This is a genomic window from Micromonospora sp. CA-248212, assembly GCF_050948405.1.
Lineage (GTDB): Bacteria > Actinomycetota > Actinomycetes > Mycobacteriales > Micromonosporaceae > Micromonospora.
Genome location: NZ_CP192023.1, coordinates 4952912 through 4965907 on the forward strand (window position 1 = coordinate 4952912; position 12996 = coordinate 4965907).

Below are 12996 nucleotides of genomic sequence, written 5' to 3' on the forward strand. Positions count from 1 at the left end.
GGCGTCCTGCAGGCCGGGGTCACCCTGCCTTCACGGTGGACATCATCAAGAGGCGGACTACCCCGAGGTGCGCAATCGCGGCCCCGAACGCGGGACTCAATCTCGACCCGGCAGAGAGCAGCCAGCGAAAGCCCCAGCCCCTTTGTTGGAATCGCCCGACGCAATCCTGATCATAGACGGCATCCCAGAGACCAAGTGGCGTTGGCAGGGTTGGTTCGTAGGCCCGTTGATCTGGGTCGGCTTTAGTCGCCGCTTCTCGTGGAACTTCTATGCCTGCGACGAACTTTCGCTCGTCCGATAACGCTACGGCGCGCTTTGAGCACTGACTGCTACTTCGCGTTAAGCTTGCGCCGCTCACCATCAAACAGATCTTCGCGGCTTCGCATCTAGTGTCACCTCGGGGAATTGCCATGACCGAAGGGTTTGGTGGCGGCGCGACGGGTGCGCCCAAGGGCGTACAGGGTCTATGGCCAACGCATGTGTTGGAATAAGGTGGACGACGGCGTGGTGGACGCTACAGGGTTGAACGCTTGCCCGGGGCGACGGCAACGTAGCCGGAAGCTTATGGATGTCGATCCCGATGTGGTGGGTGGACACGTGAACGTGGATCGCGGAGCAGTAGATGAGGCTCGTACCGCAACTCGACGTCGAGTGGTGGAAGTTGCCATCGTCGTCGCGGTGGGCACCGTCGTGTCGGCCGCGGCGCTGCTGGCGGCGACGCTCCTACTTCGACTCCTTGCCGACGGCTTGAGCGCGGGCACTCGCACGGCGATCATCGCCGTCAGCACCATCGCCGCCGCCGGTCTAGCGGGTTGGTCGGCGCAGGCGGTGCTGGCTCCGACCCTCGCTCGACTCATCAGCCACCGCGGTGATGACTAGTTTCTGGCGCGTTGGCGGGGGGAAGGCGATTAGCGTTGCGTCCGCCGGGATCGGCGGTTGGTGAACCAGGCGCGCAGTCTGTTGACGCCAGCGAAGGCGGCGGCCCCAGCAGCAGTCAAGGGCAATGACACCCAACCGAGCTGAGACATCAGCAGCGCAGCGACGCCGAGGGTAAGCACGACGGGCACGACGATGAGGGCGATGACAGCGCTCGTGTAAATCCAGACGACCCTTCTCTCGTCGTCAACGGTGGCGGTGCGATCGACCCGACGCTCGAAGAAATCCACGAGGGTAACGAGCCAGTCAGGCCCACGGAGCGCTGCCTGGGTGGACTTTGCGGCCGGCGGCTGGACCGGTGGGGCGCTCCTGCCCGACCTACTCGAAGCCGCCTTGTCCGCCTCTCGCCGCACGGGGGCGCCTCCGCGAGGACTGCTTAGCACGGACTGGCCGTTATTTGGCGTCGAGCCGACCGCAGGTCCTGTCAATGGCTCGCCTTTACCTTCGGCAGCGGGTGGATGTCCGCGCCGCCCGGCGGCATCCGCGTCGGGGGCAGGTCTCCGCGCTCGGGGCACTTCGGGCGGCGGCGTTTGGGGTGATGCCGCCTGCTTACCGGGAAGGGTGCTGTCGTCGTCGAAGGGAGTTGTGCTCGGCACCGCGGGGCTCCGGTTCGTTCTGGGTGGATAAGCAGAGACAGGGGTGTGGCTCGGACAGGCTGCGTCGCCTCGGTGATGGGTGCTGGTAGCGACCCCCGGTGTCAGGTAGTGCCGAGTGGGACGTACCACTTGGATGTTCCAAGTAGCGAGTAGCTACGCTACCGTTCGCGTGCGCGGCGGGGCAGCGACTCGCCGAGGAATGACCTGCGCCAACCACCAAGGGTCGCCGGATGTTAACTCTTTGTAGCTATCACGCCCCTCGACCGCTCCTAACCCGACATTAGGGAGGTTTCCGACAATGACGGCTGATGTCGATCCGGCGGTGCAGCGGCGACGGCTACGGTCTGAGCTACGTCGACTCCGAACGCTGCGACAGTTGACGCAGAAGGAGGTGGCGGAGCGTGTCGGATGGTCGCCGTCCAAGCTCATACGCATCGAGACCGGTCAGGTAGGGCTCTCCCCCTCCGACTTGAAGGCGCTTCTTAACGAGTACAACGTCTCCGATTCTGAGACGATAAGTTCGTTAGTGGCCATGGCCAAAGAGGGCCGTAGGCAACGGTGGGGACGGTATCGGGATGTGCTGAACCCGGACTTCCTCACCTACCTGGAATCCGAGAGCTCCGCGGTGACGATTCGCCAGGCCGAACCCCAAGTCATTCCCGGCCTGCTTCAAACCGAGGAATACGCACGCGCCGTTATCGAAGGCGTAGGGGGAACTGACCTGTCAGCACGCGCGGTAGACCGCCAAGTCGAGGTCCGCATGAAACGTCAGGAGATCTTCGACCGACCGAACCCACCGGAGATGTTTTTCATCATCGACGAGTCTGCCATGAGGCGGCCAGCGGGAGACGCGGAGACGATGCGCCGTCAACTCCGCCATCTGGGGAAGATCGCAACGCTCGACCACGTGCACGTCAGGGTCGTTCTTCTCAACAGCGGGATCCACCCTGGCCTGCGAGGATCGTTCGTCCTTCTAGAATTTCCTGAACCCGAAGACGAGGACATTCTCTTCCTAGAGAGCAGCCAGACCAGCTTGGTCACCAAAGACGACACCGAAGCGATAGACAGGTACCACAAGGACTTCGCCCATCTGGAAACCATCGCGGCGTCGGAGGATGAGACCGCGCGCCTGATCGCCACGATCGACGCCAAGCTTGAGCGCACCTTACCGCTGTGAGGATTCGCCGAGAGCCGCCCCGGCCGACCTGACAGGCACCTTGTCTTGCTCAGCGGGAATTACTGACTAGCGGCCCTTCATGAAGAGCGGCTTTGGTACCGTCGAAGGCACCCCGCTTGATTGCCGATACGAAACTCTTCCAGACTGTCTCTGTGAAGTTGAGACGCCCCGCCATCGGGTTCTTTGAATCCCGGACCTTGACAAAAGCCGGGCCGGACGACACTTCAACACAGTTGTTGTCGCCGGCCATACTTCGGCTGCTCTTCTTCCAGATCCACTCCGACATGACTCCACCTCCGAACACACTCCGGCAAAAACCGCCATTCTGCGATTTCCTTACAGGAGCCGGCGACGCCGCCGGAACCTAACGACATCGACAATGATGCGCATGTTCGGAGTGTAAGCAGCCCTGACCAACCGTGCCAGACTGTTACCGGCAGGCGCGAGGCGTGACCGGGTTCTTGGCGAGATGGTAGTCGCGTTATGCAGTTGTCATTTCATAGGTTGCAGAACATTTCCACGACACGCCGAGTTTAGAAGTTCCACGGGAGACGTGTCGGCAAGTTGGTGCTGCCCGTCAGGAAGCCGGAGAGATCGCCACCTTCTGCGCATGCGCGTCGCACTACAAGGCGCCTGCCTGCTCACGGACGACGACAGCGCCGAAGCCTCAACTTCACAGGTTGGCGCGCACCGACCTCAATCCGACTCCGAACGCGGGGGCACGCCCACGGCCGGGATCGCCTATGGAGCCATAAACCCACTCTGCTCCCACACGATCCGCACTAAGGTGGGGCAGCCATCCGTGGCGGCTGAGGTGCGGTGGTCAAGGAGTTCGATTCGCTCAACCCGCCCCTACAGCCTGACCAACGCCCTCGACCAAGATTCGACTGGCTCAACTGCCGTACAGGATCAAGTACGGTTCGACAGGGCCGGGCCGCGCCTGACGGTCACCACGTGTGGGCCCATGACGGCGTTCTCATCGGCCCACCTCGCTCGGGGTCGGCAACGCGCGGCGCGTGATTTCAGAAGCCCGCAATGATCATCTGGTTATCCACAGGCACCTGAGTTGTCCACAGCTCATGCGATCAGGCATTGATCGGCTGGACCACCCCTGATGAAGTACCTCCGCAGGGGCGACGCCACATCCCATCCAACGACGAAGGGGCGCAGCCATGACCCGGGGTGGACGCAGCAGATCGCGGCGCACGGACAGGCCAACACCACTGGAGCACGTCGCCGGTGTTACTGGCCTCATCGGCGCGGCGGCCACCCTCATCGCCGCGGTCGCCGGGTTGCTGGCAGTCGCCGCCACACTGACGGCGAGCCGCTGATGCCCGCCGTCGAGGCTTGGCTGCTCGGCGGACCTGTCGACGGCCGCATCACCCACATTGAGGTGGAGGACGACGGGTCCCTTCCGCAGGCCATCGTCCTGCCGCAGAGCGGCGCCTACCTCGGTGCCCGCGAGCATCCCAGCCCGCCAGTGCAGCACCGCTACCTCCGCTGCGCGGCGAGGTCGACCCGCCAACCTTCCGGTACGACGGCCCTGTCCCCCAGGACCAGTGACCTCGGAATGGGCAGTCAACCGGCCAAAGCCGGAGCAGCCTGTGTTCCGACCAGAGAACGACGGCGCCCCAACCCGGCCACATCGCCACCCAACATCATCCGCTGATCGAACGCTTGTACGATTCGCTGGTGGAGGATGTGGGGGCGCGCTGGTGGAACGGAATCTGGGGCCGCCTGGGCCGCCGAGATGTGTGGCTCGTCCGCGAGGTCCGGTGGAAGGTCACCGCTCGAGCCGGCGACAGCGAGGCCGGCCGGGTGCTCCGGTGGGAGTTCGACACCGAGGACGAGGCGCTCGCCATGGTCAAGCGTCTGCTCGCCGCCGACGCGGGCGGCCAGTGGCGCAAGCAGTCCGGCGACAGCCAGCCGCCACAGCAGACCTAGCACCCGGCTGACGGTCCGCACCTCGGAGGCGCAGACCGTCAGCCGGATCGCGCTCAGAAGCTACAGGTGTTGAGCATGCTTTGCAGAGCGGACTTCTCCGACGACTGCAGGGTGAGACCCCAGCTGTACTTCACGGTGATCCACATCTTGCTGTAGGTGCACCGGTACGACGACAGAGGTGGCTGCCAGGTGGAGGGGTCCTGGTCGCCCTTGGACTGGTTGACGTTGTCCGTCACCGCGATCAGCTGCGGGCGGGTGAGGTCGTTGGCGAAGCTCTGTCGGCGACTGGTTGCCCAGGAGTTAGCACCGGAGCGCCACGCCTCGGCGAGGGGAACGACGTGGTCGATGTCGACGTCGGAGGCCGCCGTCCAGGTCGCGCCGTCGTAGGGGCTGTACCAGCGACCGGAGGTCGCCGCGCAGGCGCTGTCGACGACGACGGAGGTGCCGTCGCGCTTGAGGACCTGCTCACGGGTGTTGCAGCTCCCGCTGATCGTGATCCAGTGCGGGAACAGGTCACGCGAGTAGCCGCTGGTCGAGCCCTGGGTTGCCACGGTCAGGGCGTTGAGCTGCGACTGCGCCGTCGCCTTCGACGGGATCCCGGGCGGTGAGGCGGACGCGGGCTGTGCGCTGACGCCGACCAGGGCGGCGGCGGTGAGGACGACTGCAGCAGCATGGCGCGTGATGCGTGGAAAACGGGCAGGGAATCGGGTTACCCGCATAGGGGCCTCCTCAGCACTGGGTGGACGGCGACCGTCTCTGACAATCGTGGCCATCGAAGGACGCCTTTGTGAAGCGGGGAGGAAGCAGCCAGGAAACTTTGCGCGCTCAGCGCCTTGCGTGGGGGCACGAGCCCGGTTGGCTCAAGGAGCCTCGCCGGCTGCTTGTTCCGGGTCGCGAAGTACGGCGTCAGCGCGGCGAGCGTCACCACCGACCAGCCGAGCAGCGCCGGAGACATTCGGATCGCCGCCCTCGCGTGGGCGCTGCTTCACCAGCAGAACGAGGCGGGCGCCGATGCCCATCGACGCAGACCTGGATTTTCTAGAACGCCTTACACCCACTACCACGCGACACGATCCAAACAAGCGGCGCCGCGCTTGAGCCATCCGCCTTAGTCATGGGTTGAAGTTACAGCTACGGAGTCCTGCGGTACTTGCCCCTCCGGCAACGCGATCTCATACCTCCCAGTCCGACGCGCTCACGACGGCCCGCCAAGCGGTCTCCACTGTGGTCCCGTCTGCGAGAAGCGCGAGCGGCTGGCTCAGCCCCTCGTCCAGCATCAGTTGAACGTCCTGGTAGAGCCTATCGACCCCGCCAGCCGCAGCCTGATGAACACGCATGTAGATGTCGCTCCACATGCAAACTGTTACGCCCATCGAGGCGAACCGCGCGGCGATGGTTCTGTCGTTGCGAACGACCGGTTCTCCGGCATCGATGGCGAGGACGAACGGGGCGTAGTAGGCAAGCATGTAGTCGTCGAGGCCAGCTGGGATTTCGACTGGCTCCGGGCCATCCTCTACCGGGTCGACGGCGTGAATTCGCATGCCCACGTCATCCTTGGGGAACGCGGCCACACAGCCGAGGGCAAGCCACGGCCGGTCGCCGCCGATCGAAGCGATGGAGCGCTTTTGCTGCCGTAGCTTGGTGCGGAGCGTTGACTCCATTGCCCGCGATCGGCCTTTCGCCTCGGCGACGACCCATCCGGCCGAAGCGGGACCGAAAAGGTCGGCACGCTCGCGCGTGTTACCGAAGGACATGCCGTAATGGCTGGCATAGCGGTCGACGTGCATCAGGTGCGTGACGGACAGTGCGTTGCGGCAGAACAACGCTGTCATGGCCTGACCGAGCGCGTAGGAGAACGCGACCAACTCCGAGCGGTCAAGTTCCATCGCCAGGCGCGACCGCACCAGGCGACCCGTGTGATGGCGACGGACGTACGCGGGAACTAGCGATGCTCGGTGCAACCACTCCCAAATCGACGCGGCGCCGTATCGCATCCTGTCGCCTGGCGCCCGTCCTGTCACAAAGAGGGCATGTGCTAGATCATCAACGGTGAATCGCAGGGTCCCGTACCTGTCGACTACGTTGTCCGGGAAGGACCATGCGTCGTACGGCGCCACGAAGGCTGGCGACTCAGTCCGGCCGGCCAACCGGGTGACGTCAGCGGCGACAACACCGGCCGCAGCTAGCACGGCTGGCATGAGGTCCTCGTCCGTTAGAGGACCAGCCGAGAGCCCCGACCTGGCCCCCCTCGCCTGCTTCCCCGCGACGAGCTGCACTTGTTCGATGGCTTCGAGGACGCGCTTGGCGACATCATCGGGCTCGCCGCCCAACCCCACTGTGGGTCCACCTCGTAGACTGAACGGTAACCGGCCAGGATCGGCGCCGTCCGGGATGAAGACGATGACTGGCTTGCCTAGCCGGAAGGCGGCGCCTATCACTCGAGCCAGGCTCGACATGCCTGCGCCGAAGGGCACCGCAACCACTGCGTCACACGGCTGCAGAGTCTCAGTTAGCCCGTCGACGCGCAGTCGATCGGCTGGTAGGTCCTCAACGGTGGAGATGTCCAACCTGCGCAACAGTTGTCGCACCACGGGCCGGTCGGAAGCCGTTGCCGTCACCAGAAAGACCTGCATTGATCACCACCATGGTCGTCGGTCAGTCTAGGTGCACGTCGCGATTCATCGCACGCCTGGCTCACCTACTCCGGTGGCGATCAAGACGAGGGAACCACCCTGCCCCGCGTGGTGGTGTCCATAAGGGTCACTATGGTGTTCCCCGTGCGGGGGTCAGCTGTTCCAGTACTGAGTGACCAGGTCGGTCGGCCTTGAGAACACTCCCCTCGTTCGGCTCATGGTCTGGACAGATAAGGCGTATATCGAGCAAGGTGACAAGTACCTGGATAATCTGCGAATCTGGTTCTATCGAGATCAAAAGGCCGATTCTGAGTAGGATCCCGACCGTTGAGGTTCGGCCAGCGTCTGGCCGGGGGGCGCGACTGTCAGTGACGGCCGAGACGGTTGGCGGCGGTGCCGCGCAGCCGATCCACCTCCCTGCATCCTTCAAGCCAAACAACAACTTGCTGGTTGTGGCCTTCGGCTGCCCACACGCCTTGCCTGACACGCCAGTCGGGCTGTCTTTGTCAGGGGTGCCGAGTATGCTATGGACGCAAGAGAGCTACAAGGCGACTACCCCACGTAACCATCAAGACGAGAGGTAGCGATGTCGAGGTACCCTCAACTGCCAGAATGGGCTGAGCGCCTACACCAAGCGCTCGCGGGAGCGGATGCCTCGGTCAGTAATATCTACGCAGCACTCGGGGAACCCGAGAGCGGTGGCTGGTTGGGCGACGCTTTAGCGGGGCGAGTGCAGCCTCGCCGGTCCCAACTCGCCATGCTGGCTGTCTGCTCCGGTGTGCCCTTGGCCGTCTTAGTTGGAGATACACCAGTTCAGCGAAGCCTTGCCGTAGCCCTCCGTGCAGGGGTTCTAGCCACCGACGATGACATCGACGTAGTCGCCCGGCGAGCCGAAGGTTCTTTGCGGGACCTTGAGCTGCTGCTCTCATGGTATCCGCAGGAAGGTGCCCGCACGAGCGCTCTTGCAATGGAAGCCCGTCGGGCCGTAGCGCACGACGCTTATCACAAGCGTGCCGCCGCCAGGACAGCTGAGCGCTTACGTGACTACCTAGAGCTGGGCGACGAAGAGCCCGTTGGAGATATCGCCCAGTTCATTGAGTCGTTGGGTGCAGCGGTAATCTTTGATTCGATGCCCCAGACGGTTCAAGGAATCACCCTGCGCGACCCTTCGCAAAGCTCCTGGCGATCCGTCATCATGGTTAACACGAATCACACCTGGTGGGGTCGACAGCGCTTCACATTGGCACATGAACTTTGCCATTTGTTGTACCAGGATGATAGGTCACTGTTCGTGAATCGAAAAGACTACCCGGACGGCCATCTGGAAGAAATCCGGGCAGAATTTTTCGCGAGACATTTCCTAGCTCCCGACTTCGCAGTCCGACAATTCTGGGCCGAGCACGGGCCAAAGAATCCGATAGATGGATATGGCGCGCCGCTGGCTAAGTTCATGATGCGCTTCGGGCTAAGCCGCCAAGCTAGTATCAAGACCCTTGTCGAAGCTGCCGGGGTTCCGCAAAGCCACCTTGAGGCTTACACGCAGGTTCGAATATCTCAACTCATGCGGCAAGCCCGGCTTCAGGACGAATGGGAACGCGCATGTTCTGCCCAAGGCGAGCCGTCGGCATCGCACTGGGCGCTCTCCATGGCCCTTGATGCCTACCGGGACGGACTTGTCTCCTCAGAAGTGGTGGCGAGAATCCTTGGACGTTCAGACGACGTCACCGGAGTCAAGCAAGAACTAGAAGCGGCAGGGTACCAGCAGAACGTGCAATCGCCGGACTTCCGCTAGACCTCTCCCACCACGCTGTCGCAGATGCCACACGAGCCTGAATTCCGGCGACACTCCAGGTCCTTCGCCCCCCTCGGTGCCGCATCAACAGGGATACCGCTAACGGCGGCCGCGTAAGCGAAGACATCAAACGCTTCCTCGCTGGTGTAGTGGCCTGCGCACGATAGTTCGGAGAGCACATGTCCGAAGTGACGCGCAGGGACACCGTGCTGGGACGCAACGAGGCTCGCACCTCCATCATTGACAAGGAAGACCACTCGCCGCCCCTCGGCAATCCGTAAAACGCATAGGGCGATCGAGGCCGCTTCCCCAAGGTGCGCGAACTCATGGTGCTCCCCGTCACCTTTCTTAGGCAGGTTCTGAAGCTTGAGTAGCACCTCGTCGAAGACTTTGCTGTCATACTCTTCCGCATCGACGATGCATCTACCGGCGTCCACTATGGAAGCTTTTGCGACTGCGGCTGCCGTGTGTGCCCTGCCATCGGCCCACCTCCCGGCGCCTGGCGCAGCCATCCGTGTAACCTCCATGGCGACGTTCTCGGCCAGGTACAAGCGGCCAGCGTAGTGGCCTGTGAACTTGGGGACGCAATCCCGCTTTCGCCCTGCGCTCAGAAGGATCCCAGTGTCGGCGAAGACGGTCGAGTTCGGCCAGCCGCGCCGCGGCACTGCTGAGCTGAAGGCATGCCGACGGTTTGGCATTGCGCTTGCTGGAGGCACCGACCTAGTGCGATGGGGGATCATATTGGGTGAAATGCGCCGCCCACCAGGTGTCACGAGTCCTCCTCGGAGCCTCAAGAGGCGAGGGAGATGTCTTCAGCCCCTGCGGCTACTTTAGTGGCTACAGCGTGCGCCCATGCGTCCCTGACCCCACACCATCGGCGCACGCTGCAATGCGTACAGCCCGGGTTGGGCGTTGGCGTCCATTGGACATCGGCCAACCAGTCTCGACCAAGCCGACGGATCCGTCCGCGCGCCATCTTCATGAGAGCTGCGTCGTCAGTTGAGTACGTGTGAACGACGGCAACATCGGGCGAAAGTATCTCAAGCTGGACCTCGCCCCTTGCCGCACCGAAGTGCCCAATGAACCCCGTGTCCAATGCCACAAGGTCCCACGCCACGGCGAGGAAGGCGCTGAAAATTTCGTCCTTATCGGCTTCGGGCTGTGCCTGCACCGTCTTGATTTCCCGCATAATAAGAGTGTCACCGCGAAGCCAGAAGGCATCGGCCTTTGTCGCGATTACCGCGTCTGCTTGGGCGTCGAACGCGTAAAGCGTCCGCTCAGCCGTCAACGATCTGATGGATTCGTCATGTAACGGGCAGCAGTCAAGATGCGAGCGCAGAAACGGATACGCCAACTCGTAGTCCCCAGGATCTACTGCTGCCTCTCCTACGCTCCCCAGACGGTCGATATCCGCTGGGTCTGGTAACTCATCAACAGAGCACGCCTTGGCTCGCCCGTGCGCTTGTGCGAGCCATTGGTGCGTGGCCAATCCGCGGAGAAGAGGTTCGCTGCCCTCCTCTACTCTCGGTAGGTGAATTTCGCGCTCCATGTACCAGCGCGATGGACATGCCTCGTATAGAACGAGGTCGGACGCCGAGACAGATCTCGTCCACGGACCGGGGCTGTTAGCCTGGAGGAAGCCGTTAAGCGGGATCAGGGAGTCGCAGCCGCCGAGGTACTCGCAGCTTCCGCAGGTGCGTCCGGGAACACGTTCCTCGCCCTTAGTGGCTGCGAGGACGAAATCTCTACCGCCTGATTGGTATAGCTCCTCCACTCGATCGGGGGATTCCCCTGAAATAAGGTGAAATTCAATCCCATCATTCAGCCCGATTTCGGTTACCCAGATCCGCTGCGGCTCAGTGCCGGTCTGGTACTTCGCCGCTAAGTGGGCTGCGACATACGCCCAGGGTGACAGCTTACTGTTTGCCGTCGCGACTCGTATGCGGCGTATCTCTCGGCAGCCCGTGTCTGTCTCGTACAACAGGGACCAAGCAAACAGGGACGCCCTCGGCCCCTTCTGAATGTCGGGCCATCCGTCCAAGAATCGGAGTGCGCCGATCTCCTCTTCGCGGGCCTCATGGTACTCGAAGAATTGCGTAAGTGCGTGATCAAAGAATTGGCGGACGCCCTCATGCTGAGACTCAAAGCGGCGTGCCTGTCGCCGAACTGCCTCCCATAGGTCGTAACCGTGATTGACCCGCCGCCCGACGTCCTGGATAGCGTCGGCCAGAACACCGAGGACGAAGGGGCCGCGGCGCCGGACCCACTCCCCTGTGTCAGGGGTGGTCTGGGGACGCACTTTAAGCGCCAGCGACAACGGACACGATTGGGCACTCGCGGCAGTCTCCGCATCGGTTGCACTGACTCGGTAGACCGGCTCGTCCCGCCTGAGCGGGATTCCGGGATTCCAGACCAAAGGCGATCCTGACTCGTTCGGCACTCGACGGCCTGCATTACTAGGCCAGCGCTCCCATGATCCATTCAGGCAGTGCTCTGAGGTGCATTGTAGAGGCATAGATTCCAGCCCGGAAGCGAGTGTGTCCCTTTAGAACGGATGTTCGACGCTGTCATTTGGCAGAGCTAGCTCAATCCGGGCGCCCACCGGACCAACTCATGCCATCCCGTTTGCCGCCGACCCACACACCGTGGAGCGGGCCAGGGTCAGGGTGACAAGGTGGAGCGCCCTACCGGATGGGGACGACCTTGTCGCCCTGGCCCTGGCCTGCTCGGCTCGCCTGCGTCGGTGGCTGACGGGAAGGCATCCCACCTCAGCCGACCACCCACCGGAACCGCTCGGCAACTCCATCTCGGAGTCGTCTGGCCCCCGCCGGAGGCACAGCTCTAACTCGGAGGTAGACCTACTCCTCTCTAGGGCCGCTTCGCGTAGCGGAGCAGCAGGGACTAACCCCGCCTACCCCTCACCCCTCACCCTCTCCCGCCCCTCTATCCCTTGCCCCCTTGGGCTCCAGCGGCCGGCCGCGATTGTTCGGCAGCCCCGTCTTCCCGTGGTGGCTCGGCCTCCGTGGTCTCTGGATCGTCGCGAACGGGTGAGAGCGTGTCCTCTTGGCTTTGGTCGTCCTTCCGGAAGTCGTCACCGGGCCATCTCACTGACCCACGGGTGACGCGCGGTACATCTACCTGGGGTCTGGCAGTTGCGGATCTGGCGGGCCGAAGATGGCTTCCTGGGCCGCTCGGGCGAGGGTGGCCTGGGTGGTGGCGGGTAGGCCGAGCCTGTTCCAGTGGAAGATCACGTGCAGGGCGATTACTGCCCGCAGGCCACGGGTGAGGGTGCCCGTCTTCCGTTGGCGGAGTAGGGCTGCACCGGCTTGTGCGAATGCGGTGTGCCAGTCGCCGGTGGTGCGAGGTGCGCCGAGCAGCAGACTTCGAACGTCTCCGGTGAACCTCTCCCATCTTGGGGCATCGGTGGTGGGTGACTGGTTGAGGTGTGCTGCGCGGTGCTCGACGACTTGGGCCCAGACGTCGCCTTGCTCGTTGAGGTCGAGCCGTGCTGCGCGCATCAGGGCGGTGCACAAGATCAGGGAGTGTTCGCGCCGGGTGGTGGGGTGCTGGTGGAGGTAGGTGAGGAGGTGGCGGCTGTCGTGGTGGAACAGCGTGTGCGCGATGGTCATGGCGTCGTGCCCGCCGAACGCGTGGATTTCGGGTTCGTAGATGTCGCTGGTCCAGGTGACCCCGTCGGTGAGCAGCCGGCGAGCCTGGTCTCCGCTGTCTGGCCTGTCGGTGGGTAGGTAGCGGATGCGCCAGGCGCCTTTGCGGATGAACCACAAAGAGGTGATCAGGCCGGCGCTGTGAGCGGCGGGAAGCACTCGGCTGAAGTGGGCGACGGCCTGTTGCTCGCGCTCCCGGGCGGTCTGGCCGGGGAAGGTGATGTTGACCTGTTGCCAGGGGGCGTAATCCACG

The 12996-nt window shown here is 63.4% G+C and carries 11 protein-coding genes; 4 read left to right on the plus strand and 7 right to left on the minus strand.

Features of this window, described 5'->3' with window-relative positions:
* The first annotated feature begins 564 nt into the window (after window positions 1–564).
* Window positions 565–879 (plus strand): hypothetical protein, encoded by a 315-nt coding sequence (locus tag ACQP03_RS23255; protein WP_433458450.1) that lies wholly within the window; start codon window positions 565–567, stop codon window positions 877–879.
* Window positions 880–908: 29 nt separating this feature from the next.
* Here the strand turns inward: ACQP03_RS23255 and ACQP03_RS23260 are convergent, their stop codons facing one another.
* The gene (locus ACQP03_RS23260) at window positions 909–1166 is read right to left on the minus strand and encodes a hypothetical protein (RefSeq protein WP_433458452.1); all 258 of its coding nucleotides are present in this window, start codon (window positions 1164–1166) and stop codon (window positions 909–911) included.
* A 742-nt stretch (window positions 1167–1908) separates the two neighbouring features.
* Between ACQP03_RS23260 and ACQP03_RS23265 the strand changes: the two genes are divergently transcribed.
* Window positions 1909–2709 carry a helix-turn-helix domain-containing protein gene (locus ACQP03_RS23265; RefSeq protein WP_433458454.1) on the plus strand — a complete coding sequence of 267 codons (801 nt, stop codon included), beginning with the start codon at window positions 1909–1911 and terminating at the stop codon, window positions 2707–2709.
* A 49-nt stretch (window positions 2710–2758) separates the two neighbouring features.
* Here the strand turns inward: ACQP03_RS23265 and ACQP03_RS23270 are convergent, their stop codons facing one another.
* Complete coding sequence (locus ACQP03_RS23270) at window positions 2759–2995, minus strand: DUF397 domain-containing protein (RefSeq protein WP_433458456.1); 237 nt, start codon at window positions 2993–2995, stop codon at window positions 2759–2761.
* 1406 nt (window positions 2996–4401) lie between these two features.
* Here ACQP03_RS23270 and ACQP03_RS23275 point away from each other — a divergent pair.
* Window positions 4402–4653: a hypothetical protein gene (locus ACQP03_RS23275; RefSeq protein WP_433458458.1), complete on the plus strand. Its 252-nt coding sequence runs from the start codon at window positions 4402–4404 to the stop codon at window positions 4651–4653.
* A 53-nt stretch (window positions 4654–4706) separates the two neighbouring features.
* On the opposite strand, the gene ACQP03_RS23280 is transcribed toward ACQP03_RS23275, so the two are convergent.
* Entirely contained in the window at window positions 4707–5372 is a 666-nt protein-coding gene (locus ACQP03_RS23280) for an HNH endonuclease family protein (protein ID WP_433458460.1), read from the minus strand.
* A 453-nt stretch (window positions 5373–5825) separates the two neighbouring features.
* Window positions 5826–7286: a hypothetical protein gene (locus tag ACQP03_RS23285; RefSeq protein WP_433458462.1), complete on the minus strand. Its 1461-nt coding sequence runs from the start codon at window positions 7284–7286 to the stop codon at window positions 5826–5828.
* Between the two features lie 757 nt (window positions 7287–8043).
* On the opposite strand from ACQP03_RS23285, the gene ACQP03_RS23290 reads away from it, so the two are divergent.
* Window positions 8044–9078, plus strand: coding sequence for an ImmA/IrrE family metallo-endopeptidase (locus tag ACQP03_RS23290; protein ID WP_433458464.1), 1035 nt, complete (start codon window positions 8044–8046; stop codon window positions 9076–9078).
* On the opposite strand, the gene ACQP03_RS23295 is transcribed toward ACQP03_RS23290, so the two are convergent.
* From ACQP03_RS23295 to ACQP03_RS23305, 3 genes are all read right to left on the minus strand, one after another.
* Window positions 9075–9629, minus strand: coding sequence for a hypothetical protein (locus tag ACQP03_RS23295; protein ID WP_433458466.1), 555 nt, complete (start codon window positions 9627–9629; stop codon window positions 9075–9077). The genes ACQP03_RS23290 and ACQP03_RS23295 overlap by 4 nt on opposite strands.
* 239 nt (window positions 9630–9868) lie before the next feature.
* A complete protein-coding gene (locus ACQP03_RS23300) occupies window positions 9869–11395 on the minus strand; it encodes a PD-(D/E)XK nuclease family protein (RefSeq protein ID WP_433458468.1) in 1527 nt (508 codons plus the stop codon).
* Between the two features lie 817 nt (window positions 11396–12212).
* Window positions 12213–12995: a thiopeptide-type bacteriocin biosynthesis protein gene (locus ACQP03_RS23305; protein WP_433458470.1), complete on the minus strand. Its 783-nt coding sequence runs from the start codon at window positions 12993–12995 to the stop codon at window positions 12213–12215.
* Window position 12996: the final 1 nt, after the last annotated feature.

Excerpts from the sequence above, each read along its gene's own strand:
- ACQP03_RS23255 (WP_433458450.1), top strand. The coding sequence starts at position 565 with ATGGATGTCGATCCCGATGTGGTGGGTGGACACGTGAACGTGGATCGC.
- ACQP03_RS23270 (WP_433458456.1), bottom strand. The coding sequence starts at position 2,995 with ATGTCGGAGTGGATCTGGAAGAAGAGCAGCCGAAGTATGGCCGGCGAC.
- ACQP03_RS23285 (WP_433458462.1), bottom strand. The coding sequence starts at position 7,286 with ATGCAGGTCTTTCTGGTGACGGCAACGGCTTCCGACCGGCCCGTGGTG.
- ACQP03_RS23290 (WP_433458464.1), top strand. The coding sequence starts at position 8,044 with ATGCTGGCTGTCTGCTCCGGTGTGCCCTTGGCCGTCTTAGTTGGAGAT.
- ACQP03_RS23280 (WP_433458460.1), bottom strand. The coding sequence starts at position 5,372 with ATGCGGGTAACCCGATTCCCTGCCCGTTTTCCACGCATCACGCGCCAT.